Origin of the sequence: Streptomyces dengpaensis, from assembly GCF_002946835.1 — a bacterium.
GTDB lineage: Bacteria > Actinomycetota > Actinomycetes > Streptomycetales > Streptomycetaceae > Streptomyces > Streptomyces dengpaensis.
The window spans coordinates 909074-934647 of sequence record NZ_CP026652.1 but is presented as its reverse complement, the minus strand read 5'-3'; the positions used below and the strand labels follow the sequence as shown (position 1 = coordinate 934647).

Annotated in this window: 23 protein-coding genes and 2 tRNA genes; 13 read left to right on the top strand and 12 right to left on the bottom strand. The window is 70.4% G+C overall.

What is annotated here, in order from left to right; all coding sequences use genetic code 11:
- Positions 1-8: 8 nt before the first annotated feature.
- A complete protein-coding gene (locus C4B68_RS04405; RefSeq protein ID WP_099502487.1) occupies positions 9-815 on the bottom strand; it encodes an HAD-IIA family hydrolase in 807 nt (268 codons plus the stop codon).
- 886 nt (positions 816-1701) lie between these two features.
- On the opposite strand from C4B68_RS04405, the gene C4B68_RS04400 reads away from it, so the two are divergent.
- Positions 1702-2448 carry a cobalt-precorrin-6A reductase gene (locus C4B68_RS04400; protein ID WP_099502488.1) on the top strand — a complete coding sequence of 249 codons (747 nt, stop codon included), beginning with the start codon at positions 1702-1704 and terminating at the stop codon, positions 2446-2448.
- Between the two features lie 20 nt (positions 2449-2468).
- Here the strand turns inward: C4B68_RS04400 and cobF are convergent, their stop codons facing one another.
- Together cobF and C4B68_RS04390 are read right to left on the bottom strand one after the other, a co-directional pair.
- Complete coding sequence (cobF, locus tag C4B68_RS04395) at positions 2469-3239, bottom strand: precorrin-6A synthase (deacetylating) (RefSeq protein WP_099502489.1); 771 nt, start codon at positions 3237-3239, stop codon at positions 2469-2471.
- A 253-nt stretch (positions 3240-3492) separates the two neighbouring features.
- Entirely contained in the window at positions 3493-4017 is a 525-nt protein-coding gene (locus C4B68_RS04390; RefSeq protein ID WP_099502490.1) for a DUF309 domain-containing protein, read from the bottom strand.
- A 101-nt stretch (positions 4018-4118) separates the two neighbouring features.
- Here C4B68_RS04390 and C4B68_RS04385 point away from each other — a divergent pair.
- Positions 4119-4195 (top strand) — tRNA-Pro (locus C4B68_RS04385).
- Positions 4196-4302: 107 nt separating this feature from the next.
- On the opposite strand, the gene C4B68_RS04380 is transcribed toward C4B68_RS04385, so the two are convergent.
- On the bottom strand, positions 4303-4839 hold the full coding sequence (locus tag C4B68_RS04380) for an NUDIX hydrolase family protein (protein WP_099502491.1): 537 nt from the start codon (positions 4837-4839) through the stop codon (positions 4303-4305).
- Between the two features lie 360 nt (positions 4840-5199).
- Here C4B68_RS04380 and C4B68_RS04375 point away from each other — a divergent pair, with 360 nt between their 5' ends.
- The 3 genes from C4B68_RS04375 (at position 5200) to C4B68_RS04365 (ending at position 7885) form a co-directional block, all read left to right on the top strand.
- Positions 5200-6615, top strand: a complete 1416-nt coding sequence (locus C4B68_RS04375) for a hypothetical protein (protein ID WP_180289281.1) — start codon at positions 5200-5202, stop codon at positions 6613-6615.
- Positions 6616-6857: 242 nt separating this feature from the next.
- The gene (locus C4B68_RS04370) at positions 6858-7625 is read left to right on the top strand and encodes an NPP1 family protein (protein ID WP_099502492.1); all 768 of its coding nucleotides are present in this window, start codon (positions 6858-6860) and stop codon (positions 7623-7625) included.
- Between the two features lie 186 nt (positions 7626-7811).
- Positions 7812-7885, top strand: a tRNA-Pro gene (locus tag C4B68_RS04365).
- A 92-nt stretch (positions 7886-7977) separates the two neighbouring features.
- Here the strand turns inward: C4B68_RS04365 and C4B68_RS04360 are convergent.
- The 4 genes from C4B68_RS04360 to C4B68_RS44320 form a co-directional block, all read right to left on the bottom strand.
- Positions 7978-8418, bottom strand: a complete 441-nt coding sequence (locus C4B68_RS04360) for a CoA transferase (RefSeq protein WP_257217360.1) — start codon at positions 8416-8418, stop codon at positions 7978-7980.
- Between the two features lie 103 nt (positions 8419-8521).
- Positions 8522-10339, bottom strand: coding sequence for a glycoside hydrolase family 15 protein (locus C4B68_RS04355; RefSeq protein ID WP_099502494.1), 1818 nt, complete (start codon positions 10337-10339; stop codon positions 8522-8524).
- A gap of 23 nt (positions 10340-10362) precedes the next feature.
- Complete coding sequence (locus tag C4B68_RS04350) at positions 10363-10614, bottom strand: DUF3556 domain-containing protein (protein ID WP_099502495.1); 252 nt, start codon at positions 10612-10614, stop codon at positions 10363-10365.
- A gap of 52 nt (positions 10615-10666) precedes the next feature.
- Positions 10667-11470 (bottom strand): CoA transferase, encoded by an 804-nt coding sequence (locus C4B68_RS44320; RefSeq protein WP_099502496.1) that lies wholly within the window; start codon positions 11468-11470, stop codon positions 10667-10669.
- Positions 11471-12110: 640 nt separating this feature from the next.
- Here C4B68_RS44320 and C4B68_RS04340 point away from each other — a divergent pair.
- A complete protein-coding gene (locus tag C4B68_RS04340) occupies positions 12111-13166 on the top strand; it encodes an LLM class F420-dependent oxidoreductase (RefSeq protein WP_104879955.1) in 1056 nt (351 codons plus the stop codon).
- 304 nt (positions 13167-13470) lie between these two features.
- Here C4B68_RS04340 and C4B68_RS04335 read toward each other — a convergent pair whose 3' ends face one another.
- A complete protein-coding gene (locus tag C4B68_RS04335) occupies positions 13471-15213 on the bottom strand; it encodes an FAD-dependent oxidoreductase (protein WP_099506615.1) in 1743 nt (580 codons plus the stop codon).
- Between the two features lie 236 nt (positions 15214-15449).
- On the opposite strand from C4B68_RS04335, the gene C4B68_RS04330 reads away from it, so the two are divergent.
- From C4B68_RS04330 to C4B68_RS04300, 7 genes are all read left to right on the top strand, one after another.
- Positions 15450-16574: a SchA/CurD-like domain-containing protein gene (locus C4B68_RS04330; RefSeq protein ID WP_099506614.1), complete on the top strand. Its 1125-nt coding sequence runs from the start codon at positions 15450-15452 to the stop codon at positions 16572-16574.
- 68 nt (positions 16575-16642) lie between these two features.
- The gene (locus C4B68_RS04325) at positions 16643-17107 is read left to right on the top strand and encodes a cupin domain-containing protein (RefSeq protein ID WP_099506613.1); all 465 of its coding nucleotides are present in this window, start codon (positions 16643-16645) and stop codon (positions 17105-17107) included.
- Positions 17104-18372 (top strand): beta-ketoacyl-[acyl-carrier-protein] synthase family protein, encoded by a 1269-nt coding sequence (locus C4B68_RS04320; protein ID WP_099506612.1) that lies wholly within the window; start codon positions 17104-17106, stop codon positions 18370-18372. The genes C4B68_RS04325 and C4B68_RS04320 overlap by 4 nt, the downstream gene beginning before the upstream one ends.
- Positions 18369-19613 carry a ketosynthase chain-length factor gene (locus C4B68_RS04315; protein WP_099506611.1) on the top strand — a complete coding sequence of 415 codons (1245 nt, stop codon included), beginning with the start codon at positions 18369-18371 and terminating at the stop codon, positions 19611-19613. Before C4B68_RS04320 ends, C4B68_RS04315 begins: the two co-directional genes overlap by 4 nt.
- A 26-nt stretch (positions 19614-19639) precedes the next feature.
- The gene (locus C4B68_RS04310) at positions 19640-19897 is read left to right on the top strand and encodes a phosphopantetheine-binding protein (RefSeq protein WP_099506610.1); all 258 of its coding nucleotides are present in this window, start codon (positions 19640-19642) and stop codon (positions 19895-19897) included.
- 1 nt (position 19898) lies between these two features.
- Positions 19899-20378 (top strand): SRPBCC family protein, encoded by a 480-nt coding sequence (locus tag C4B68_RS04305; protein WP_099506609.1) that lies wholly within the window; start codon positions 19899-19901, stop codon positions 20376-20378.
- A 28-nt stretch (positions 20379-20406) separates the two neighbouring features.
- Complete coding sequence (locus tag C4B68_RS04300; protein ID WP_099506608.1) at positions 20407-20739, top strand: TcmI family type II polyketide cyclase; 333 nt, start codon at positions 20407-20409, stop codon at positions 20737-20739.
- A gap of 76 nt (positions 20740-20815) precedes the next feature.
- On the opposite strand, the gene C4B68_RS04295 is transcribed toward C4B68_RS04300, so the two are convergent.
- The 3 genes from C4B68_RS04295 to C4B68_RS04285 form a co-directional block, all read right to left on the bottom strand.
- Positions 20816-21844: a methyltransferase gene (locus C4B68_RS04295; RefSeq protein WP_099506607.1), complete on the bottom strand. Its 1029-nt coding sequence runs from the start codon at positions 21842-21844 to the stop codon at positions 20816-20818.
- Between the two features lie 85 nt (positions 21845-21929).
- Positions 21930-22991: a right-handed parallel beta-helix repeat-containing protein gene (locus C4B68_RS04290; RefSeq protein ID WP_099506606.1), complete on the bottom strand. Its 1062-nt coding sequence runs from the start codon at positions 22989-22991 to the stop codon at positions 21930-21932.
- A gap of 218 nt (positions 22992-23209) precedes the next feature.
- Positions 23210-25429 carry an NADP-dependent isocitrate dehydrogenase gene (locus C4B68_RS04285; protein ID WP_099506605.1) on the bottom strand — a complete coding sequence of 740 codons (2220 nt, stop codon included), beginning with the start codon at positions 25427-25429 and terminating at the stop codon, positions 23210-23212.
- Positions 25430-25574 lie beyond the last annotated feature (145 nt).

The following is a 25574-nucleotide window of genomic DNA, read 5'->3' as shown; positions in this document are numbered from 1 at the left end:
TGGGGCGGCTACCGGGGAGCCGAGGCGTCCAGCAGGGCGGGGAGATCCGCGAAGGAGTCCAGGACGTGATCGGGCTCGCCGCTCGCCGCCCGATGCGTCTCCGGCAGGTATTTGCCGGTCCTGACGAGGACACCGGTGATTCCCGCACGCTGCGCCGCGAGCACGTCCGACTCGATGTCGTCACCGACCATCAGTGCCTCGCCGGGACCGACCCCGAGACGCGCCAGCGCCGTCTCGAAGAACGCGGGCGCCGGCTTGCCGGTGATCTCCGCCTCCATACGGGCCGCCCGCTCCAGACCGACCAGGAACGCGCCGGTGTCGAGTTGCAGCCCCCGGTCGGTCCGCCAGTACAGGTTGCGGTGCATGGCGATCAGCCGGGCGCCCTGCTGGAGGTGACCGAAGGCCAGGTTGAGTGCCGCGTACCCGAACTCGGGACCGGCGCCGCCCACGACGACGACATCCGGCACGGCGTCGGTGTCGGCGGCGTCATCGTCGAGCAGCGTGACGCCCACGAGGTCCTCCGCGATGTCACCGCTGTTCACCAGGAAGCACCGGGCGCCGGGATAACGGTCGGCGAGATACGCGGCGGTCGCGGCGGGTGCGGTGAGGATGTCCCCGGCGTCCACGGGGAAACCGGCTCCGGCCAGGGCCGCGGCGATCGACGCCCGCGTACGGGACGTCGTGTTGGTGAGCAGAGCGACACCCAGCCCCAAGTCACGGATCCGCCGCAGTGCCTCGACCGCGCCGGGCAACGGCTTCCACGAGACCGTGAGCACACCGTCGATATCGATCAGAACCGCACGCACCGACTCCATGCCCGGACGATACCGACCATCACCCACGCCACGCACGCCCGCCACGAACGCACCGGGCCGCCACCCGGCGGGTCCCGGGCGGGACGCAACCGGCGGGTCCCGCTGCACGCGGGCGGGGGTCCGACCTGCGGTGCGGCTGTATTTGGTTGGGGATGCGACTTGCCGTTCGGGCCGTACCTGGGCGGGACGCGTCCGCAGGATGCGGGGCTGCCCCGGGAGGGGCGGCGGAGTGCCGGTCCGGCTGCACCCGGGCGGGGCCCCGACCTGCGGGTCGTGCTGCCCCGGGCGGGGCCCGGCCTGTGGGTGCGGACGTATTTGGTTGGGGATGCGACTTGCCGTCCGGGCCGTACCTGGGCGGGACGCGTCCGCAGGATGCGGGGCTGCCCCGGGAGGGGCGGCGGAGTGCCGGTCCGGCTGCACCCGGGCGGGGACCCGATCTGCGGGTCGTGCTGCCCCGGGCGGGGCCCGGCCTGTGGGTGCGGACGTATTTGGTTGGGGATGCGACTTGCCGTCCGGGCCGTACCTGGGCGGGACGCGTCCGCAGGATGCGGGGCTGCCCCGGGAGGGGCGGCGGAGTGCCGGTCCGGCTGCACCCGGGCGGGGCCGACCTGCGGGTCGTGCTGCCCCGGGCGAGGCCCGGTCTGTGGGTGCGGCTGTATCTGGGTGGGGATGCGATCTGCCGTCCTGGCCGCATCCGGGCGGGACGCCCCCGGAGGGTCCCGCTGCACGCGGGCGAGCACCCGTCGCGCGGGTTGGCTGCCCCGGGCGAGGACCCGACCCGGCGGGTGCGGGTGCCCCTGGGCGGGAAGCGAGCTGGCGGCCCGACGCCCCCCCCCGGCCGGGGCCCCGAAGCTGCTCGCCCGTCCCGCCCCGTACGCTCGACCCCATGTCCCCCCACGTCCTGGTCCTCGGCGGCACCACCGAGGCGCGCGAGCTCGCCGCCGAGCTGGCGGCGCGGCCCGGTGTGCGGGTGACGACGTCGCTCGCGGGGCGTGTGTCCCGGCCGGGGGCGCTCGAAGGGGACGTACGGATCGGTGGGTTCGGCGGGGCGGAAGGTCTGGCCGCGTGGCTGCGGGAGCACGGCGTGGATGCGGTGGTCGACGCGACGCATCCGTTCGCCTCCGGCATCACGGCCAACGCCGCACGGGCCGCGGCGGCGACCGGAGTCCCGGCTGTGGTGCTGCGTCGCCCGGGCTGGCGCGCCGGCGACGGCGACGGGTGGCACTGGGTGGCCTCCCTCGCCGAAGCCGCCGCGCTGCTCCCGGAGTTGGGCCGCCGGGTCTTCCTCACCACGGGCCGCCTGAGCCTTGCGGCCTTCACCGACCTGCCCGAACTACACTTTCTCGTACGGTCGGTGGAGGCGCCCGAGCCGCCCCTGCCCGCCGACGCCGAAGTGCTGCTGGCGCGCGGTCCGTTCACGCTGGACGGTGAGAGGACCCTGCTGCGGGAGCACCGCATCGACGTCCTGGTGACCAAGGACAGTGGGGGAGACGCCACGGCGGCCAAACTCGTCGCCGCCCGTGACCTCGGCCTCCCCGTGGTCGTCGTCCGCCGCCCCGTACTCCCGGACGGCGTGACCGCCGTACCCGACGTCGCGGCGGCCCTGACCCGGCTGGCCTTCAGCCCGCGCTGACGGATCCCCCGTTGGTGGCCTTAGCTCCGCGGATGCCTGCGCAGCAGATACGTGTCCATGATCCATCCCTTGCGCTCCCGGGCCTCGGCCCGCAGCCGCTCGATACGGGGAGCCGCCTCGGCCAGGGGACCGGAGGCGAGGATCTCGTCGGGCGTGCCTATGTAGGCGCCCCAGTAGATGTCGATGTCCTCCTCGGCGTACTGCCGGAAGGTCTGGTGGGCGTCGAGCATGACCACCACGTCGTCGACCCCGTCGGGGAAGCCCTCCGCCAGGCGGCGGCCCGTGGTGATCTGGACGGGCCGCGCGACGCGGTTCAGCCCCGTACGATGCCGGGCGACGAGCGCGGAGACGCTGCTGATGCCGGGCACGACGTCGTAGGCGAACGTCACCGCGCCCCGGTCCAGGATTTCCTCCAGGATGCCGAGCGTGCTGTCGTACAGTGCGGGATCGCCCCACACCAAGAACGCGCCTGTCTCGTCCTCGCCCAGCTCCTCGGCGATCAGCCGCTCGTAGATATCCGCGCGGGCACTGCGCCAGTCCCCGACGGCCGGCGAGTACGCCGCACCCCCCGCGGACCGGTCGCGGTCCGGGTCGCGGGCCTCGACCAGGCGATACGCCCCCTCCGGTCTGTGCGCGTCGAGGATGTCACGGCGCAGCTGGACGAGGTCCGACTTCACCTCGCCCTTGTCCAGGATGAAGAACACGTCCGTGCTCCTCAGCGCCTTGACCGCCTGCAGCGTGAGCTGATCGGGGTCGCCCGCCCCAATCCCGATGACCTGAATCTTTCGCACACACAGAGTCTGCCGCACGCCACTGACAGTGGACGCACCGCACCCGTGATCAGGCCGGCGGCCCCACCCAGGCGGACGCGGCGCCGGGCCGCCCGTCTCGTGGGAAACGACGCGTCAGACGTGCCGCCCGACCCGCTGGCGGGGACGCGTCAGACGTCCCGCCCGCCCCGCTGGGGAGGACGCGTCGGACGTCCGCCCGTCTCGTGCGGTGCGACGCGTCAGACGTGCCGCCCGACCCGCTGGCGGGGACGCGTCAGACGTCCCGCCCGCGCAGCCGGGGCGCCCACGCCGCCGCGCTGATCGCCGTGCCCTCCCGCTCCGCAACCCCCGCCAATTCCCGCGCCCAGGCGCTCAGTTCCGGAAGATCGATCCCGTACGGCCGCGTCCGACCGGTCCCCGACGCCCACTCCTCGGCCGCGCCGGCGCCGCGCCGCAGCAGTCGCGCGCCACCCGTCGTGTTCCCCCGGGCCGCGTGCGTGAGCCCCACCGCGAGCTGGGCCAGACCCCGCCAGAGCGCGCGCTCGTCCTCGGGCCCCGACTTCCAGGCGTCCTCGAAGACCTCGTGCGCGTGGAACGGTTTCCCCGCGTCCAGCAGCGCCTGCGCCTCGGCGACCGTCTCCTCGGGGCTGCGTACGACGCCCTCCGGCTGCCGTTCCACCCCGTCCGCGTCGTACGGCAGGGGGCGCCCCAGCCCGTCGCGCGGCCGGGCGTTCCGCGCCCGTCCCTGCGTGTCCCGATCGCGCCCGCCGACCCGCCGAGCACCAGATGTCCCGCTCATACGCCGATTGTCGCGCGCCGGACGCCCTTTTCGGAGCAGCCCCCGACGTGGGGTAAAGTTCTGTTGCGCACGATCACGCGGGTCACCGCGGGTGAACGCATCGGGACGTGGCGCAGCTTGGTAGCGCACTTGACTGGGGGTCAAGGGGTCGCAGGTTCAAATCCTGTCGTCCCGACCAGCTTTTGAGCAGGTCGGAGGCCGTTTTCTCAGCAATGGGAAGACGGCCTTCCGTGTGTCTCCGTTCAGGACGGCTCGTACGCGCGCTCAGGCGGCCCGTGCCCGCGTTCAGGACAGGCGGCCGACATACGCCAGGGCCTGCTTGAGCAGGACTCCATGCCCGCCCGGCATCTCGTCGAGGACCACCGGGGACGATGCCTCTTCCGGGCTGAACCAGACCAGGTCGAGGGCGTCCTGCCGGGGGCGGCAGTCGCCGGTCACCGGGACGATGTAGGCGAGGGACACGGCGTGCTGGCGGGGGTCGTGGAAGGGCGTGATCCCCAGTGTCGGGAAGTACTCGGCGACGGTGAAGGGCTGCAGGGAGGCCGGCACCCGGGGCAGTGCCACCGGACCGAGGTCCTTCTCCAGGTGGCGCAGGAGGGCGTCGCGGACCCGCTCGTGGTGCAGCACCCGGCCGGAGACGAGGGTGCGGCTGACGGTGCCGTCCGGCCCGATGCGCAGCAGGAGTCCGATGTGGGTGACTTCGCCGCTGTCGTCGACGCGCACCGGTACCGCCTCGACGTACAGGATCGGCATGCTTGCGCGGGCCATTTCCAGCTCGTCGGGAGACAGCCAGCCGGGCGTGGTCTCGGTCATGTCAGACATTGGCTGATCATACTTTCACTGCCACCCGCTGCGCGCGTGCCGCACCAGGGCGATGTGAGCTTCGCTCGGTGAACGGGGACGTGAACGTCCCGCCGACACCCCTCCTGATCCAAGCCCGCGACTCCGGCGCTTTTGCTCATGACCCGTCAGTTTCCTTTCTACGAGGTTCAGTTGGGAGGCGTCGACAACGGCTCGTCGCCCTCTGGCGTGGCGTACATCACGCTCCGAGGGTGCGGAATGTGAAGCGTGCTTCACAGGTTCATGACAGGCTCATGCCCGGTTACCGCTGGTAGCCCTATGTTGCCCTCACCCCCCTCAGGACTGATCTTGCGTATCCGCAAGCGGCCCCTGCGCGCCGTCATGCCCGCGCTCGCCGCATCCGCCCTCTTACTCGCCGTCGGCTGCTCCGCTGACCCCGGTGCCCACCCTTCCTCCGCCGACGGACGCGCCCGGAACGCCGACGCCTCCGCCGCCGCGACCGCGGACAGCGGCCCGCCGCTCGCCGTCGCCGCCGCCCCCGAGGCGGCAGCCACCTCGACCGCCGTCGCACGGCCGGGCGCGGCGGGAAGTAAGGCGCGTAAAACCGCGCTGAAGGTGACGTCGTACGACAGTCGCACCCGACGGGCCGTCATATCGCCGATGAACAATGGGACTTCGGGCGGAAAGGAGACGTCGTCGCCGTCCCCGACCGCCGGGAGTACGGCGAAGCCGCACGACACCGCTGTCGGCGACGTCATCGCCAGCGCCCCCGCGCCCGGTGCCCCGGACGGGCTCCTCGCCAAGGTCACCAAGGTGATCGGCGAGAGTGCCGACGGGACCGAGGTCCAGACGGCGCCGACGACCCTGGACGCGTTGCTCGGTGACGACGACGCGAAGGGCTCTGTCCCGGTCGATCCCGCCTCCTTCGCCGTCGAGCGGCTGCTGCCCGAGGTGAAGGTCTCCTGGGCGAAGACGGGGGACATCCGCTTCGGCCCCCAGGGTGCCAAGGTCCCGCTCGGCAGCCTGCGGATCGACGTCGGGGCGAAGGTCGGCACGGCCGAAGGGGCACCCGCCTCGGCGACGGCGTCCGTGTCCGGCTTCGTCCAGGTCGCGCCCGAGGTCGACTTCTCCTACGGCGGGGACTCGGCCGGCTCCGGACCGGGAGCCGCGTATCTCGGTGTCTCCGGCGACTGGACCTCGCGGTGGGCGGTCAAGGGGCGTGCCGCCGCCTCCGCCAAGGCCGTGCGGGTGCCGTTCGCGAAGCTGCACGCCGACCCCGTACTCCAGGTCGGCCCGATTCCCGTCGTGGTGAACCTCGATCTGACCTGCTACTTCCAGATCAGCGCCGACGGCAGGGTCAGCGTCGACATCGAGCAGGACCTCAAGGGCGACTTCAAGGCCGGTGGCACCTTCGGCCCGGCCCAGGGCTGGACGCCGGTCAACGAGTCGCACATGACGAGCACGCCGGTCCGCACCTCCGTCACCGCGGCCGGAAGCGTCAAGGCGTCCCTCGGCGCGGAGGCCGCCGTCGGCCTGTACGGAATGGTCGGTGTCACCGCCGACCTGGCGCCGTATCTCCGTGGTGAGGCCGTGGGCTCGCTCTCCGCCACGTCCGCGACCGGCTCCACGGCGAGGACCGACGCCGGCGCGACGGGTTCCTGGGCCGTCTACGGCGGCGTCGATGTGACCGGAACCCTGCGTATCCAGCTGTCCGTCTTCGGCACGCCCGTCTTCCAACGCGGCATCCCGCTGGGCACGTTGCACCGCGAGTGGAAACTCGCCGACGGCAAGGTGTAGCCGTACGGCGGCCCGGGCCCGGTGCGCCAACGAGGCAGCTGGGCCCGGGAGTTGAGCGGTGAGGTGCCTCCCTGACGTTCAACGGGCCGTCCTGCGCCCCCCATTGTCTGATCCTTCATCGCTCCGAAACCTACCGGCGCTGGCGTAGTCCACCCTGCTCCCGGAAAGCTGAGCTGGGCATGCCAAGACGACGACCGCCTGGTCTGCCCCGCCCCCACGCCGCGGTCGATCAGGAGGAAGCAGTGAAGAGAAGCTCGCGGGTCGGTAAGGCCTCGCTCATCGTCGGCGGCGCCGTCGCGCTGGTCGTCGCCTTTCCGGGGAGCGCTCTGGCCGCCCCGCCGAATTCCCTGCCCGCGAACGCCGACGGGCTGGAGCAGACGTTCCAGCCGGCCTACGACTACGACACCGACGGCTGTTACCCGACTCCCGCCATCGGCCCCGACGGCACCATCAACCCTGGCCTCAATCCCTCCGGGGCCCTCAACGGCCAGTGCCGCGACTCTTGGGACCTCGACAACACCAACGGCTACGCGCGCGAGAAGTGCAACAACGGCTGGTGCGCCGTCATGTACGGCCTCTACTTCGAGAAGGACCAGGCCGTGGCCGGCAGCAGCCTCGGCGGGCACCGCCACGACTGGGAACACGTCGTGGTGTGGGTGCAGAACAACGAGGCCAAGTACGTGTCCACGTCGGCGCACGGCAACTTCGACATCTACGGCCGTGACCAGATCCGCTGGGACGGCACGCACCCCAAGATCGTTTACCACAAGGACGGCCTGAGCACGCACTGCTTCCGCCCGGCCACCGCCAACGACGAACCCCCGGAGAACCACCGCCACACCTGGCAGTTCCCGAGCCTGGTCGGCTGGAACGGCTACCCCGCGGGCCTGCGCGACAAGCTGAGCGCGTACAACTTCGGCAGCGCCACCTTCGGCCTCAAGGACGGCAATTTCAACTACCACCTGGCGGAGGCCAAGCCGGCCGGCATCGCGTTCGACCCCTACGCCTGACGGGCCGGCCGGGAGCGTGGGTGGCGCGTGAGCCGCCACCCACCACCGGCTGTGCGCTCCGTCCCCGGATTCCCTCCGCGTACTCCCGCCGTACGACGGGACGATGACCGCTCGTGCGCGGCCATCCAGCCGCGTGCGGTACTGTTTACCTGCATGATCACGCGGGTCAACCCGGGTGGCAGGCATCGGGACGTGGCGCAGCTTGGTAGCGCACTTGACTGGGGGTCAAGGGGTCGCAGGTTCAAATCCTGTCGTCCCGACGGTGCGAAGGGCCTTCGCGGGTGACAACCTGTGGGGGCCCTTTTCGTGTGGGTCGTTTCGGATCTTCGAGGTTGCCGCGTGCCGGAGGGCATCACGCGGCCAGGCCGTCCTCGGTGCGGCGGGCCCTGCGAGCCTGGAGCGTCGACGGTGGGAGGCCGGTGGGGCCCTCGACCGGCTCGTCGGCGTGTCCTTCCAGGTTGAACGCGCGCAGGGTTTCGGTCATCGGGATCTCGATGTGCCGGCCCTGTCCGGTCCGGCCGCGGTGGGCCAGGGCGGCGAGGACGCTGCAGAGGATGGTCAGCCCGGCGATCTTGTCGGCCAGGCTGGACGGCAGGACCATCGGTGTGCCCGGTGCGCGGCTGGCGATCTCGGCCGGCCCGGAGGCGGCCTGCAGGGTCTCGTCGTACGCGGCGTTGCCGGCCTGGTCCGAGTCGCTGCGGAAGCCCTGGGCGTGCGCGTAGACCAGACACGGGTTGCGGGCGGCGACGGCCCGGTAGTTCATGCCCAGCCGGGCCAGCGCGCAGGGACGTATGTTGGCACCACGGTCGACAGGTCGGTCACCCGCACCCCGTCGAGCGGTCCGGAGGCAGGTGCGCCTGCACCCGACCTCAATCCCGGGCCGGGAGTTGCGGCGTTCAGCGGCGCCGTCCGTCGAGAGCCTGGTCCAGCGTCGTCGCGGCCATGATGAGGGAGAGATGGGTGAAGGCCTGGGGGAAATTGCCGAGTTGCTCTCCGCTCAGGCCGATCTCCTCCGCGAAGAGGCCGACGTGGTTCGCGTACGTCTGCATCTTCTCGAAGGTGTAGCGAGCCTGTTGGAGGCGTCCCGCGCGGGCGAGGGCGTCGACGTACAGGAACGTGCACAGGCTGAATGTTCCTTCGGAGCCGCGCAGTCCGTCGGGGGAGGCCTCGGGGTCGTAGCGGTAGACGAGGCTGTCGGAGACGAGGACGCGCTCCATGGCGTCGAGGGTGCTGAGCCAGCCGGGGCTCCGGGGGGAGATGAATCCGACGCGCGGGGCGAGCAGCAGGGAGGCGTCCAGTATGTCGCTGCCGTAATGCTGGACCAGCGACTGCTCCTTATCGTTCCAGCCGCGCTCCATGACCTCTTCGAATATGACGTCTCGAACCTGGGTCCAGCGCACGGTGTCGGCCGGCCTGCTGTACTCGGCTGCCAGCTTCAGACCGCGGTCGAATGCGGCCCAGCACATCACCCGGCTGTATGTGAAGTCCTTGCGTCCGCCCCGGGTTTCCCAAATACCCTCGTCGGGCCGGTCCCAGGAATCGGCGAGCCAGTCCAGGGTGGCGGCCACGGACTTCCATCCGTGATAGCCCGACCTTTCGCCGACCTCGCGGCTCTCGGCCAGGGCATAGAGGGCTTCGCCGTAGATGTCGAGCTGCAGCTGGTCGGCGGCGGCGTTGCCGGCCCGGACCGGGTAGGAGCCGCGGTAGCCCTCGAAGTGCTCCAGGACCTCCTCCGGCAGATGAGGGTCGCCGTCGACCCGGTACAAGATCTGGAGGGGTTCGCCGGCCGGTCCCTCGCGGGCCGCCAGGCGGTCGCCGAGCCAGCGGGTGAACCGGGTCGCCTCCTCCACGAAGCCGAGATCGAGCAGTGCCCGGACCGACAGGGAGGCGTCGCGCACCCAAGTGTACCGGTAGTCCCAGTTGCGCTCACCGCCGACCTGCTCGGGCAGTCCCATGGTGGCGGCGGCGACCGGCGCACCCGTGGGCGCGTACGTCAGGAGCTTGAGGGTGATCGCGGAACGGTGCACCACATCAGTCCAGCGGCCGTGGTAGCACGAGGTGTGCAGCCACTTGTGCCAGAAGTCGATGTTCTCCCAGAGCTCTTTGCTGATCCCCTCGAGGGTGGGTGATGGCGGAACCTCCCCGCCCGGCGCACACACGGTGAACACCACCGCCGCCGACTCTCCGGCGTGGAGGGTGATGGCGCCCCGGACGTCCTGCTCGTCCCGTTCGAGCGGGAGGGTGCCCTGAAGGTAGGCCGTCGTCCTGGGGGCCCGGAAGGTCGCCGTGTTGTGCGTCAGGTCGAGTTCGTGGGTGGCCCGCGCGTAGTCGAACCGCGGCCGACACTCGAGGCGGAAGCATACGGTGCCGCGCACCGCCCGCACGAGACGCACCAGGCGGTGCCGGTCGGTCGCCGTCGGGCCCGGTTGGGCCGGCATATGGTCGACGATCTCGCCGACTCCGTCGGGTGACATGAAGCGGGTCACTACGACGGCGGTGTCCGGGTAGTAGAGCTGCTTCCAGGTCCCCTCGGGGGCTTCGGGAGCGAGGAGGAAATAGCCGCCGCCGTCGTGGTCGAGCAGGGCGGCGAAGATACTGGGCGAGTCGAAGCGCGGTGCCGCGAACCAGTCGATCACGCCTTGGGACGAAACCAGAGCGGCGGTCTGCAGATCTCCGACGAGCCCGTGGTCGGCGATGGGCGGGTAGCGATCCATGGCGGCCTCCTTGCCAGGAGTGATCAGGTCCGCGTCACAGGAGTGATCAGGTCCTTGTCGTGCGGGTGCCCGTCGCCGAAGGGGAACCCGATCAGCGAGTCCCACGGGAACTCACCCGCGCGCACCACGCGGGTGTCCACGTCGGGCAGGTGCCTCAGCAGCAGGGAGAACAGGCCGCGGCCCTGGTTGTCCATGGTCCGCCCCGCGATGGCCCGTCGCATGTGCACCATGGCCGACTCCGGTTCGTAGCCGAACGCCACGTACTGGCCGACCACGGCAGCCCGGCCGTCGGCCGAAGCCGATGAACAGGAAGACCGCCGCCCTACATCAGGCCGCGTGGCGGCGGTGGCGGGTGGCGATGGCTGCTGTGAGGTCTTCAACCGCGTCGACGGTCCCGGTGCTCAGGGCGACGGCCAGGCGCGCCGCGCCGCTGCCGGAGCTGTCGGCCGCCGCGGCCAGCAAGCCGGAGCGGGCGGCAAAGGTGTCGTAGACCGATCGAAGGGCGCCCGGTGCGGGCTCTGCTCCGGCGGAGGCACGGGCCAGCGCGCCAAGGTGCTCCTGCAGTGGGTCGGCCAGTTCGGACAGCTCGGGAACGGTGTCCTGCGGGGTGCGCGGCAGATGCTCGCCCAGCAGGGTGGCGCAGCCGGTGAGTGCGGACACCTTGCTCTTGATCTCCTCCAGCTGTGCGCTCAACATGGACTGCGGCGCTGTGCCGGTTCGGCATGCGACTTGAGTACGGCGGCTTCCAGTGTTCCCTGACCTTCCGTGACCGTGCCCGCAGTTCGTCGATGGCGGCCGGGTCGGCCGCACCGACATCCGCTGGCGCATATTGGTCACGACCACGTCCGCGGTCTCCACCAACTTGAGCAGTGCCTCGCGGCCCTCCGGCGTCTTCAGGTTCAGGCCGAGACTGCGTTTGTTGCGGTTGACGTTGAGTGCCAGGGCGGACATGCCCGGGTGCAACTGCGGGAAGGACGACCGGGACACGTCGCCGCTCGGCGCTTCCACCTTGATCACATCCGCCCCGAGGTCGCCGAGGATCTGCGTGGCATAGGGGCCCATGACAACGGTCGACAGGTCGAGCACCCGGATGCCCGACAGCGAACTGGGAAGCCCGTTTTCGGTGGACATAAGAGGCCCTCTCTCTGCACCCGGAACATGGGTCGAGGATGATGCGGTGCCGGGCACATCCGGAGAAGGCCATGTCGAGGCTGTACAGATGTGGATCCATTCCGCGACGGAGCTGCAGCACCTGCTACCAACGCATCACGTGAGCAGGGTGTGTGCAACCTGAGATTGTCCGGGGCGAATTGCCCCGCGATCACGACTTCGCTCAGACCATGGCCATCCCGTTCGAGGCACGCGGTGTCCTCGAAGGCGACGTACGCGGGTACCCCCAAGGGAAGCAGCGACCCACGGGGGAAACGGGCGCCGGAGGCGGTCCCGGCAGGCAGGACCGAAGGGAGCCGACGAGCAGGCTGCTGCCTGACGGCCAGACACCGGGTACCGAGATGCGCTCTTCGGGCAAGCGCCGCACGCTGAGACGAACGCACCGTAGCCGACCGAGCGCGCCGCCGGTCGTGAATACCCGGGACAAGCGCTCACGGGCACGGTGGCGCGGACACCCGAGGGGGCCTGCCCGGGGAGGTCCTACCGGCTTGCAGCAGCACCGGCGCCTGCCCGATCCCGGCGAGCCCCGCCCGCCTTCCGACGCATCTCCGGGCTAGGGTCTGCGGGCAAGCGAGGGCATTGATCGGTAAGGGATTCAGTTATGCAGCTCGGGATCAACCTCGGTTACTGGGGCGCCGGAATGGACGCGGAAAATCTCGCCGTCGCCCAGGAGGCCGACCGGCTCGGATACGCCGTCTGCTGGGCCGCCGAGGCCTACGGCTCGGACGCGGCGACCGTGCTCAGCTGGGTCGCCGCCCAGACCGAGCGCATTGATGTCGGCTCGGCCATCTTCCAGATCCCGGCCCGTCAGCCCGCGATGACCGCGATGACCGCCGCGACCCTGGACTCCCTGTCGGGCGGCCGGTTCCGTCTCGGCCTCGGCGTCTCGGGGCCGCAGGTCTCCGAGGGCTGGTACGGCGTCAAGTTCGACAAGCCGCTGGCGCGCACCCGCGAGTACGTGGAGATCGTACGGAAGGCGATGACGCGGGAGCGGCTCTCGTACGAGGGCGAGCACTGGACGCTGCCCCTGCCGGGCGGCCCGGGCAAGCCGCTCAAGCTCACCGTGCACCCCGAGCGCGAGCACATCCCGCTGTACATCGCCGCGATCGGCCCCAAGAACCTGGAGCAGACCGGCGAGATCGCCGACGGCGCGCTGCTCATCTTCCCCTCGGCCGAGCACCTCGAGGAGACCTCGATCCGATACCTGCGTGCCGGGCGCGAGAAGGCCGGCAAGACCCTCGACGGTTTCGACGTGTGCCCCACGGTCCCGCTCGTCGTCGGTGACGACAAGGATGTCGCCCGGCTCGCCGACGCCTTCCGGCCCCACACCGCCCTGTACGTCGGCGGCATGGGCAGCCGCAAGCAGAACTTCTACAACCAGCTCGCCCAGCGCATGGGCTACGAGAGGGAAGCCGCCGAGATCCAGGACAAGTACCTGTCCGGCGACAAAGAGGGTGCAGCGGCCGCTGTACCGCAGGACCTGATCGACCAGACCACTCTGCTCGGCTCCGTCGACCGCATCGCCGACCGCATGAGGGCCTACGCCGAGGCCGGGGTCACCACGCTCACGCTGTCCCCCGGGGACCTCCCCCTGGAGGAGCGGATTGCCTCGTTGCGAGCCGGATCCGAGGCGCTGGAGCGGGCCGGACTGGCGTAACGGGAGCAGCGCATTGGCTGAACGCGGGCGCATGGGGAGTCGCCCGTGTTCATACCTGGGGCGTGGCGGGGTGGCAAGCCCCAGCGGGCCGATACCCCTCTGGGGCCCGTCGTCCGTCGCAGAGGGCCACGCCGGTGAGCAACGGGCCGTGCCGGTGCCGGTGCCAACCGCCGACAGACGCCGACCGCCGACAGACGCCGACCGCCGACAGACGCCGACCGCCGACAGACGCCGACCGCCGGCCTTCGGCCGGCGGTCGGTTGCCTGATGCGAGCGATGTCCTCGGCTCACCGGGACGGGATCGTCAGCCCCTATCGAGGATCGCCACGAGGGCCTCCCGCAGCGCGGCTTCGGGATTCGCCGACGGGCCTTCGGACCGCCATGCGACGAAACCGTCGGGGCGGACCAGGACCGCGCCGTCGGCGGTGACACCGTGGACCTCGGCCCAGTCCAGGTCGCTCGCGGGGGACAGCTCCGCGTCGGCCCCGATGCCGATGCGGTACGAGTCGAGCGGCATGGACAGCTGCCGCGCGACACTCGTCGCCGCGGCGTGCCACCCGCAGGCGCCGCCCGCGGAGCTCAGCAGCACCATGGACCGCTCGTACAGGTCGAGGGTGGAGATGCGGGTGCCGGCGCGGTTCAGCCACATATGGGGAGCACGGCTCCCGGGCTCTCCCGTCATGCGCAGGCTCTCGGGTACGACCGGCATCGCCGGATCGGCGCCCAGGACGGCGCCCTGCGGATAGCGGTAGCCCAGCGCCACGTTGAGGATTCCGCGACCGGGACCACCGGGACCCCCACGGCCGGGACCACCGGGACCCCCACGGCCGGGGCCACCGGGGCCACCGGCGCCACCAGCGCCACCGGGACCACCCGTGCCGCCGGCCCCCGGAGCCGGTGTGTACCCGGGGTGGCTGTGCTCCACCGAACGCGACGAGGCGCGCGCGCTCGTCGCCTCCGCGACCGGGCGGCGCTCGGCGTCGTACGACTCCAGCAGCCCGGGACCGGCCCAGCCGCCCAGAACGGCGGACAGTTTCCAGGCCAGGTTGTGCGCGTCCTGGATACCGGTGTTGGAGCCGAACGCCCCGGTGGGGGACATCTCATGGGCCGAGTCGCCGGCGAGGAACACCCGGCCGTCCCCGTATCGCTCGGCGACCCGCTCGGCCGCGTGCCAGGCGGCCGAGCCGGTGATCTTCACATCGAGATCCGGCACGCCGACGGCCCGCCGGATGTGCTCCGCGCACCGCTCGTCGGTGAACTCCTCCAGCGTCTCGCCGTGTTCGGGGTGCCAGGGGGCGTGGAACACCCAGTGCTCCCGGTTGTCGACCGGCAGGAGGGCACCGTCGGCCTCCGGATTGGTCAGATAGCAGACGATGAAACGCCGGTCACCGACGACGTCCGCGAGACCGCGGGAGTCGAACGTGACGCTCACGTTGTGGAACAGGTCGCCCGGTCCGTTCTGTCCGATGCCGAGCCGCTCGCGGATCGGGCTGCGCGGACCGTCCGCCGCGACGAGGTAGTCGGCTCGAATAGTGGTGTGCTCGCCGGTCTCCCGGCTCTTGACCTGCGCTGTCACGCCCTGGCGGTCCTGCTCGAACGACAGCATCTCCGTGAAGTACCGCAGATCTCCGCCCAGCTCGCGGGCGCACTCCAACAGCACCGGTTCGAGGTCGTTCTGACTGCACAGACACCACCCGCTGGGGCTGAAGCGCGCGAGCCCGCCGCCCGGGTCGATCTCCTTGAACAGCCACTCGCCGGCATCGCCCACCAGCGTCGGCGTCTGCATGATGCCGTGGTTCTCCGACAGGACCGATGCGGCCTCCTCGATGCGCCGCTCCGCCCCGGCCACCCGGAACAACTCCATCGTGCGCACGTTGTTTCCGCGCCCGCGCGGATGGATCGAGGTGTCCGCGTGGCGCTCGACGAGGATGTGCGGCACGCCGAGACGCCCCAGGAACAGAGAGGTGGACAGGCCCACCAGAGAGCCGCCGACGATGAGGACGGGCGTGTGGTGACCGTCCTCGCCGGCCTCTTCCAATCGGTTCATTGCTTGCCTCCAGCGTCACCTGCGACGTGAGTCAGGAAATGGGATGCAGATTCCATGCCCTTTTGCTGACCGGTTGGCGCCCTCGGGGCACCCGGATGACACGCGGTTCACTCGTCCGCCCCGTGGGGCTCGCGCGTATCGGGGCTCCCGTCAACGATCAGCACATGGCGACCCCGGCTTTTCGGGTACGGCGGTCGTTTCCTGACCTTCAGTGAGAAAAGGAAGAGGTGTGCCGGATGACCACCACAGCACGTATATCGCAGTCGGCCTTCGACGGTTCCAGGCTGCGGGTGATCCTGCTGCTCGATCTGTACGAAGGTGCCCAGCAGCAATTCCTCGACGCGTACGAGCACATGCGCAATCAGGTCGCATCGGTCCCCGGTCACATCAGTGACCAGCTGTGCCAGTCCATCGAGAACCCTTCGCAGTGGCTCATCACCAGCGAATGGGAGAGTGCTCCGCCCTTCCTCGCGTGGGTGAACAGCGAGGAGCATGTGGAAACCGTCAGGCCCATGCACAACTGTGTCCGGGACACCCGGTCCATGCGCTACAGCATCCTCCGGGAGACCAGCCCCGTTCAGCCGCTCACGCCAGGGTCGGCCAAGGCGGACACGCAGGTGGAGGCCCGCGTGGGCGACGGTGTGGCACGCCACGCCCTCACCTTCACCGTCAAGCCGGGCTCCGAATCGAAGGTCGCGGAGATTCTCGCCGGGTACAAGTCACCCCAGGCCCAGGTCGACGACACGACGAAGCTGCGCCGTACCTCTCTCTTCATGCACGGCAACCGCGTCGTACGCGCCGTGGAAGTGGAGGGCGACCTCCTCGCGGCACTGCGCCACGTCGCACGCCAGCCCGAGGTGCGGGCGGTCGAGGAGGCCATCAACCCGTACCTGGAACAGGACCGGGATCTGAGCGACCCCGACTCGGCGCGGGTCTTCTTCACCCGGGCCGCGCTCCCGGCCGTGCACCACGTGGTGTCCGGCCGGCCGGAACCCGCCGAACTGCGGCGTCACGCGCTGTACTACCCGGCCAAGCGAGGCTGCGGGATGGAGCTCGCCCGGCTGCTCGCCCACCAGGACGAGGCCGCGGCGGACGACCCGAACAGCCCCGTGTACGGCAGCACGGTGTTCCAGCGCGACGACATCGTGGTGCGCCTCGTCGACCTGACGGGCGAACTCGACACCGACCCCGTCGCCTCCCTCGGCCTCAACGGCCCGAAGAAGGCAGCGGAGTTGGAGCGCCTGCTCGACGGTGCCGCGATCGGCGTCGAGGGCTCCCTGGAGACGGAACGCAACATCAACCGCCTCCTGTCGCACGCCGACATGATGCCCATCACCGACCGCAGTTCGACGGACGCCTGACGGACGCCCGCGGCCCGAGTCCGCGGCGATTCGCCCGGACGTCAATGCAACACCCGGAGGTATCAACCATGATCAAGCAGCCACGCATCGTGGATCTGAGCGAGACAGAACCCAACCGCAGGCGCGGCGGCGACCTGCGGGCCATGCTCACCCCGGCGACGGTGGGTTCCACCAGCGGCTTCATGGGCCTGGCCATCGTCCAGCCCGGCGAGCGCATCGGCGAGCACTACCACCCGTACTCCGAGGAGTTCGTGTACGTCGTCACCGGGGCGCTCGAAGTGGACCTGGACGGCGACACGCACACGCTCCAGCCCGATCAGGGCCTCTTGATCCCGATCAATATGCGGCACCGCTTCCGCAACGTCGGCGACACGGAAGCCCGCATGGTCTTCCACCTGGGCCCCCTCGCCCCGCGTCCCAGCCTCGGCCATGTCGACACGGAGGTGACCGACGACGCTGTGCACGGCCCCGAGTTCACCGTCGGGGCGCCCGACCTCGGACGGCCGTCCGAGCGAAGTGGGGCCATAAAGTGACCCGGCGGGTGGCCGTCACCGGTATCGGTGTGGTCGCTCCGGGCGGCACCGGGGCGAAGGCGTTCTGGGACCTCCTTGCCAACGGTCGTACCGCGACCCGCGGCATCACGCTGTTCGATCCGGCGGGGCTGCGCTCGCGCATAGCCGCCGAATGCGACTTCGACCCCCTCGCGCACGGCCTGAACCCGGAGCTGCGCGACTACGCCGACCGGTACATCCAGTTCGCCGCGGTCGCCGCCGGCGAAGCCGTACGCGACTCCGGACTCGACACCGACCGGGAAAACCCCTGGCGCATCGGAGTCTCCCTGGGCAGCGCCGTCGGCGGTACCACCCGCCTGGAACACGACTACGTCCTGGTCAGTGAGGGAGGACGGCGGTGGGACGTGGACCATCGCGCGGCCGAACCCAAACTGCACATGGCGTTCTCGCCCAGCACGCTCGCCTCGGTCGTCGCCGAGCGGTTCGGTGCCCAGGGCCCGGTGCAGACCGTCTCCACGGGCTGCACATCGGGACTCGACGCGGTCGGCTACGCCTTCCACACCATCGAGGAGGGCCGGGCCGACGTCTGCATAGCCGGAGCGTCGGACTCGCCGATATCACCGATCACCATGGCCTGCTTCGACGCGATCAAGGCGACATCGCCCAACAACGACGACCCCGAGCACGCCTCCCGGCCCTTCGACGCGAACCGCAACGGCTTCGTCATGGGCGAGGGCGGCGCGGTCCTGGTCCTGGAGGAGTACGAGCACGCCCGAGCCCGTGGCGCGCACGTGTACTGCGAGATCAGCGGCTACGCGACCTATGGCAACGCCTACCACATGACCGGTCTGACCGGCGAAGGGCTGGAGATGGCCCGGGCGATCGACAGCACGCTCGACCAGGCCCGCCTCGACCCCACGCTGATCGACTACGTCAACGCACACGGCTCGGGCACCCGGCAGAACGACCGGCACGAGACCGCGGCGGTCAAGCGGTCCCTGGGCGACCACGCCTACGACATCCCGATGAGCTCCATCAAATCCATGGTGGGGCACTCACTGGGCGCGATCGGTGCGATAGAGGTCGTCGCCTGCGTCCTCGCTCTGACGCACCAGGTGGTACCGCCGACGGCGAACTACGAGACCCCCGACCCCGAGTGCGACCTGGACTACGTGCCGCGCACCGCACGCCCGCGGAAGCTGAAGAACGTGCTCTCCGTCGGCAGCGGATTCGGCGGATTCCAGTCCGCGGTGCTCCTGACAGGGCCGGGCGGGAGGACACCATGACCAATCGACGCCCCACGGGCACGGCCATCACCGGGATCGGTGTGGTCGCGCCCAACGGACTGCGAGCCGACACGTACTGGAAGTCCATCAGGGAAGGCCTCTGCGTCCTGGACCGGATCAGCCGCGAGGGATGCGGGCACCTGCCGCTCAGTGTCGCGGGTGAGGTCCGGTCCTTCGACGCCGCGGCCATCATCGAGGAGCGCTTCCTCGTCCAGACCGACCGGTTCAGCCACTTCGCCATGGCCGCGGCGGCCCTCGCCCTCGACGACGCGGGCCTCAGCCGTGACCCCGAGGACCCGTACTCCATAGGCGTGGTGACCGCCGCCGGATCCGGTGGCGGTGAGTTCGGACAGCGGGAACTCCAGAAGCTCTGGGGACAGGGATCGCGGTTCGTCGGCCCGTACCAGTCCATCGCCTGGTTCTACGCCGCCAGCACCGGCCAGATCTCCATCCGGAGCGGCTTCAAGGGGCCCTGTGGAGTGGTCGCGAGCGACGAGGCGGGTGGCCTGGACTCCATCGCGCACGCGGCCCGGGTGGTACGGCGCGGAACCGGCGCGGTGGTCGTCGGAGCCGCGGAGGCGCCCCTCGCCCCGTACTCGATGGTCTGCCAGCTCGGCTACCCCGAGCTCAGCACCAGCGAGGACCCCGAACGCGCCTACCGCCCCTTCACCGAGGGGGCCCGCGGGTTCGCGCCCGCGGAGGGCGGCGCCATGCTCGTCGTCGAGGACGAGGCCCGGGCCCGCGAGCGCGGAGCGGCCGTCCGGGCCACCGTGGCCGGGCATGCCGCGACGTTCACCGGGGCCTCCCGCTGGAAGCGGACCAGAGAGGGGCTCGCCCACGCGATCCGGGGCGCCCTCGACGAGGCGGGGTGCGCCCCGGAGGAGATCGACGTCGTGTTCGCCGACGCCCTGGGCGTACCGGAGGCGGACCGCGCCGAAGCGCTGGCCATCGCCGATGTCCTGGGGGCGCACGGCACGCGCGTACCCGTCACCGCACCCAAGACCGGCAGCGGGCGGAGCTACTGCGCGGCCCCCGTGCTGGACACCGCGGCCGCCGTGCTCGCCATGGAACACGGCCAGATACCCCCAACCCCCAACGTGTTCGACATCTGCCACGACCTCGACCTGGTGATGTCCCACGCTCGCCCCGCCGAGCTGCACACGGCCCTGGTCCTCAGCAGGGGACTCATGGGCTCCAACGCGGCGCTGGTCGTGCGCCGCGGCGGCGACTCCGCCCGGTAGGACCGGGCGGGAAGGAGAACACACTCATGATGATCGAAGTGACCGTCGGCGAACTGGCCACGCTGATGAAGCAGGCGGCCGGTGTCACCGTCGACCCCCGCGACCTCGAAACCTCGTCGGACTCGCCCTTCGGCACCCTCGGCCTCGACTCACTCGGCCTGCTGGGCATCGTCGGCGAGCTGGAGAACCGGTACAGCCGTCCGCTCCCCGTCGACGCCGAGCGCTGCAAGACCCCCCGCGAATTCCTCGACCTCGTCAACAACACCCTCAAGGCTGGAGCCTGAAGTGGCAGGACACACCGAGAACAGCATCACCATCGACGCCCCTCTCGACCTCGTCTGGGACATGACCAACGACATCGAGAACTGGCCGCAGCTCTTCAGCGAGTACGCCTCCCTGGAGGTGCTCTCCCGTGACGGCGACACGACGACCTTCCGTCTGACCATGCACCCGGACGAGAACGGCAAGGTCTGGAGCTGGGTGTCGGAACGGACCATGGACCGTGCCCGGCGGACCGTCGTGGCCCGCCGGGTCGAGACGGGCCCCTTCGCCCACATGAACATCCGGTGGGAGTACAAGGAGACCGCGCAGGGCACCGAGATGCACTGGACGCAGGACTTCGCGATGAAGCCCGACGCCCCGGTCGACGACGCCTGGATGACGGACAACATCAACCGCAACTCCGTCACGCAGATGGCCCTGATCCGGGACCGGATCGAACAGGTCGCCCGCGACCGCCGCAGCGCGCCCGTCATGCCCGGCTGACCGCCGGCGAAGGAAGGACACGACCCCGATGCACAACGCCCTGATCGTGGCACGCATGGCGCCGAATTCGGCGCCGGCGATCGCCGACATCTTCGCCGCCTCCGACAGCGGCGAACTCCCGCATCTGATCGGCGTCAACCGGCGCAGCCTCTTCCAGTTCGGTGATGTGTACCTGCACCTCATCGAATCCGAACAGGACCCGGAACCCGCCATCGCCAAGGTGGCCGGGCACTCCGAGTTCCGCGGCATCAGCGAGAAGCTGTCGGCGTACGTCAGCGCGTACGACCCGCAGACATGGCGCAGCCCCAAGGACGCCATGGCGCAGTGCTTCTACCGCTGGGAGCGGGACGCCCGCTCCTGAGCGAGCGCCCGGAGACAACCCGAGGCCGCCGGTCCCGCGAAAGACGCGGAGCCGGCGGCCTCGGGTTGTGCCCCGGTCAGGCGGGGATGGTGCACTCGAAGGCGTGGAGGTACGCGTTGACCGGGCGTACCTCGCCGATGACCAGACCCGCGTCGGACAGCCGGTCGACCATGCTCTTGCGGGTGTGCTTCGCGCCGCCGACGTTGAGCAGCAGCAGAAGGTCCATCGCCGTCGTGAACTTCATCGACGGGGTGTCGTCCACGAGGTTCTCGATGACGACGACGCGGGCACCGGGCCGCGCCGCCTTGCGGACGTTCGACAGCGCCCTGCGGGTGCTCTCGTCGTCCCACTCCAGGATGTTCTTGATGATGTACATGTCCGCCTGGACCGGGATGTCCTCGCGGCAGTCGCCTGCCACGATCCGCACCCGGTCGGCCAGCGAGCCGCCCTTGCGCAGGCGTGGATCGGCGTTCTCCACCACACCCGGCAGGTCGAGCAGGGTGCCGTGCATCGTGGGGTACTTCTCCAGCAGACTGACCACGACCTGGCCCTGACCGCCACCGATGTCCGCGACCGAGGAAACGCCCCGCATGTCGAGGAGGTTCGCAACGTCCCGCGCCGACTGCTCGCTGGACGTCGTCATGGCCCGGTTGAACACGTGCGCCGACTCGGGGGCCTCTTCGTTGAGGTACTCGAAGAACTCCCTGTCGTACACCTCCTCGAAGACGTTGCGGCCGGAGCGCACCGCCTCGTCGAGCTTCGGCCAGACGTTCCACGTCCACGGCTCGGTGCACCACAGCGCGATGTACCGCAGGCTCTGCGGATCGTCCTCGCGCAGCAGCCGGGACATCGCCGTATGCGCGAACGTGCCGTCCGGGAGCTCCGTGAAAACCCCCTGGCAGGACAGTGCGCGCAGCAGCCGACGCAGTGTCTGCGGCTGGGTCTTCACCGCCGCCGCCAGGTCGTCCACGTTCATGGGGGTGTCGTCCAGGGCGTCGGCCACACCCAGTCGGGCGGCCGCGCGTACGGCGGCGGCGCATGCCGCCCCGAACACGAGCTCCCTCAGCCGCATGGGCGGCGGGGGAGCCTGATCAACGGTGGTCATCTAGTGCCTCGCTTCTGCTGTGGTGCCGTGTGGGGGTGCCGGGGAGCTGACGGGTCAGCTCACTCCGGCTGGCTGAGCTGACGGGTCAGCACATTCCGGCGGGCTCGGAGACCTCGCACCTGTTGCGGTGGAAGGTGTTGCCCTTGCCGGCGTCCCGGTTGGCCAGATCGGCCGAGCCGTTGCGCAGGACCACGTTGTCGCGGATCTCGTTGCGCTCGTTGAGGGCACCCACGAAGCTCTTGAACAGCACGATGCCGCCCGACAGCGGGGATGAGCCCACGTTGTCCTCGACCCGGTTCCGCGTCACCAGGGCGTCCTCGGTACCGGTGAGGACGATGCCCGAGCCCTGCAGGGCGGGCAGCCGGGGGGTCTTCGGGCAGTACTTGTTGTTGGCGTGGATGTAGTTGTGGTGCACGCTCAGCGCTCCGGCGCGGGGCTTCGACTCGTCACCCACGACGAACACCGCGGAGCAGTTCCCGGTAGCCTCGTTGTGATCGACGGTCAGGTTCCGCAGCCGCCGCACCGTGACACCGATCCGGTTGTCGAGGAGACGGTTGTGGCTGACCACCGTCCCCTTGGCGTCCCGGGCTCCCTCCTCGGTGTCGACCGTGTTGGAGAGGAACAGGCCGGCGTCGGCGTTGTCCTTGGCGGTGTTGTCGCGGAAGACCCCGCGGACGGACCGCTCCTGGGCGATGCCCCACTGGCCGTTCTTCTCGGCGGTCACTCCCCTGACGATCAGCCGGTCGGTCCTCGACGCCCACAGGCCGTGCTTGGCGAAGCCTCTGAGGGTCAGTGAGCGGACGGTGACGCGCGCGACGGGGCTGGCGTCCGTGCCGGTCACGCAGATGCCGTTGCCGGCCTTGGCGCACGGGTCACCTGCGGAGGACTTGCCCGGCACGATGACGGCGGAGCCGGCGCCGGAGCCCCGCAGCGTCAGGTCCGACACCGTGACGCGGACGCTCTCGCGGTAGGTACCGGGGGAGAGGAGGACCGTGTCCCCCGGCTTCGCGGCGTTCACCGCCTGCTGGATGGATTCACCTGGACTGACCCGGTGCACTGTCCCGTGGTCGGCGGACGGGGCGGCGCCCAGCGCCGTTGCCATGACGGCGGCGGTGCACGCGAGGTAGGCCATCTGTCGTTTCGTCATAGGCCGAAGCTATGAGCGGGGGTGACGGCTCGCCACCGCTGATCACCCACTCGCCACCGCCGGTCACCCAGGTGGGCAGCCCCTGTCACCTCCCTGGCGCGCGGATGGAGTAGGCGCCCCGCAACGCGGGCCCAGGTCCACAACGCGGGCCGCCCCGGCCGGAAGATCCGGCCGGGGCGGCACAGCCACGGACCTGGGTCCACGGGGTGGTGTGTGCGTCAGGCGAGGGTCGCCAGCGCCTCGTTCCAGGTCGTCGACGGGCGCATGACGGCCGCGGCCTTGGCCGCGTCGGGCTGGTAGTAGCCGCCGATGTCGGCCGGGGAGCCCTGGACCGCGATCAGCTCGCCGACGATCGTCTGCTCCTGCGCGGTGAGCTTCTCGGCGAGCGGGCCGAACGCCTTGGCGAGGTCCGCGTCGTCGGTCTGGCCCGCCAGCTCCTGCGCCCAGTACAGGGACAGGTAGAAGTGGCTGCCGCGGTTGTCGATGCCACCGACGCGACGGGTCGGCGACTTGTCCTCGTTGAGGAAGGTCGCCGTCGCGCGGTCGAGGGTGTCGGCGAGGACCTGGGCGCGCGCGTTGCCCGTGGTCGTCGCGAGGTGCTCGAAGCTGGCCGCGAGCGCGAAGAACTCGCCCAGGCTGTCCCAGCGCAGGTAGTTCTCCTTGACCAACTGCTGGACGTGCTTCGGCGCGGAGCCGCCGGCGCCCGTCTCGAAGAGGCCGCCGCCGGCCATCAGCGGGACGACCGACAGCATCTTGGCGCTGGTGCCCAGCTCCAGGATCGGGAACAGGTCGGTCAGGTAGTCACGCAGCACGTTGCCGGTGACGGAGATGGTGTTCTCGCCGCGGCGGATGCGCTCCACGGAGAGCTTGGTGGCCTCCTCCGGGGACAGGATGCGGATGTCCAGGCCCTCGGTGTCGTGCTCCGGCAGGTACTGCTTGACCTTCTCGATGAGCACGGCGTCGTGGGCGCGGTTCTCGTCCAGCCAGAACACCGCCGGGTCGCCGGTGGCGCGGGCGCGGGTGACGGCGAGCTTGACCCAGTCGCGGATCGGGGCGTCCTTGGCCTGGCAGGCGCGGAAGATGTCGCCGGCGGAGACGACCTGCTCCAGGACGACGTTCCCGGCCTGGTCGACGAGACGGACCGTGCCGGTGGTCGGGATCTCGAAGGTCTTGTCGTGGCTGCCGTACTCCTCGGCCTTCTGCGCCATCAGCCCGACGTTGGGGACCGAGCCCATCGTCGCCGGGTCGAAGGCGCCGTTGGCGCGGCAGTCGTCGATGACGACCTGGTAGACACCGGAGTAGCTGCTGTCCGGCAGGACCGCGAGGGTGTCGTGCTCCTGGCCGTCCGCGCCCCACATGTGCCCGGAGGTGCGGATCATCGCCGGCATGGAGGCGTCGACGATCACGTCGGACGGGACGTGCAGGTTGGTGATGCCCTTGTCGGAGTCGACCATGGCCAGCTCCGGGCCCTCGGCGAGCTCGGCGTCGAAGGAGGCCTTGATCTCGGCACCCTCGGGCAGGGCCTCCAGGCCCTTGTAGATGCCGCCGAGACCGTCGTTCGGGGTGAGACCCGCGGCGGCGAAGGTCTCGCCGTACTTGGCGAAGGTCTTCGGGAAGAAGGCGCGTACGACGTGACCGAAGATGATCGGGTCGGAGACCTTCATCATCGTGGCCTTGAGGTGCACCGAGAACAGCACGCCCTCGGCCTTGGCACGGGCGATCTGCGCCGTGAGGAACTCCCGCAGCGGCGCGACGTGCATGACGGAGGCGTCGACGACCTCGCCCGCGAGGACGGGGACGGACTCACGCAGCACGGTGGTGGAGCCGTCGTCGCCCGCCAGCTCGATACGGAGCGAGCCGGCCTCGGAGATCACGGCGGACTTCTCGGTGGAGCGGAAGTCGTCGACGCCCATGGTGGCGACGTTCGTCTTCGAGTCCGACGACCACGCGCCCATGCGGTGCGGGTGGGTCTTGGCGTAGTTCTTGACCGACGCGGGGGCGCGGCGGTCGGAGTTGCCCTCGCGCAGCACCGGGTTCACGGCGGAGCCCTTGACCTTGTCGTAACGGGCGCGGATGTCGCGCTCCTCGTCCGACTTCGGGTCGTCCGGGTAGTCCGGAAGCGCGTAGCCCTGCACCTGCAGCTCGGCGATCGCGGCCCTCAGCTGCGGGATCGACGCCGAGACGTTCGGCAGCTTGATGATGTTCGCCTCGGGCGTCTTGGCCAGCTCACCGAGCTCGTGGAGGGCGTCGGCGATGCGCTGGCCCTCCTGGAGGAACTCGGGGAAGAGGGCGATGATGCGCCCGGCCAGCGAGATGTCACGGGTCTCCACAGTGACACCCGCCTGCGAGGCGTACGCCTGGACCACCGGCAGGAACGAATACGTCGCCAGGGCCGGGGCCTCGTCAGTGTGCGTATAGATGATGGTCGAGTCAGTCACCGGGTGCTCCGCTCCACGTCTGCAACATTGCTCGACATCAAGATATCTCGTGAGCGACCCCGGCTCGACAGGGGTCTGCCTCGGGCCTCTGTCGCCGAGCCTGGCAGCACGCGCAGCCGGGCGGAAACGCTCCGCCCGGTGCTAC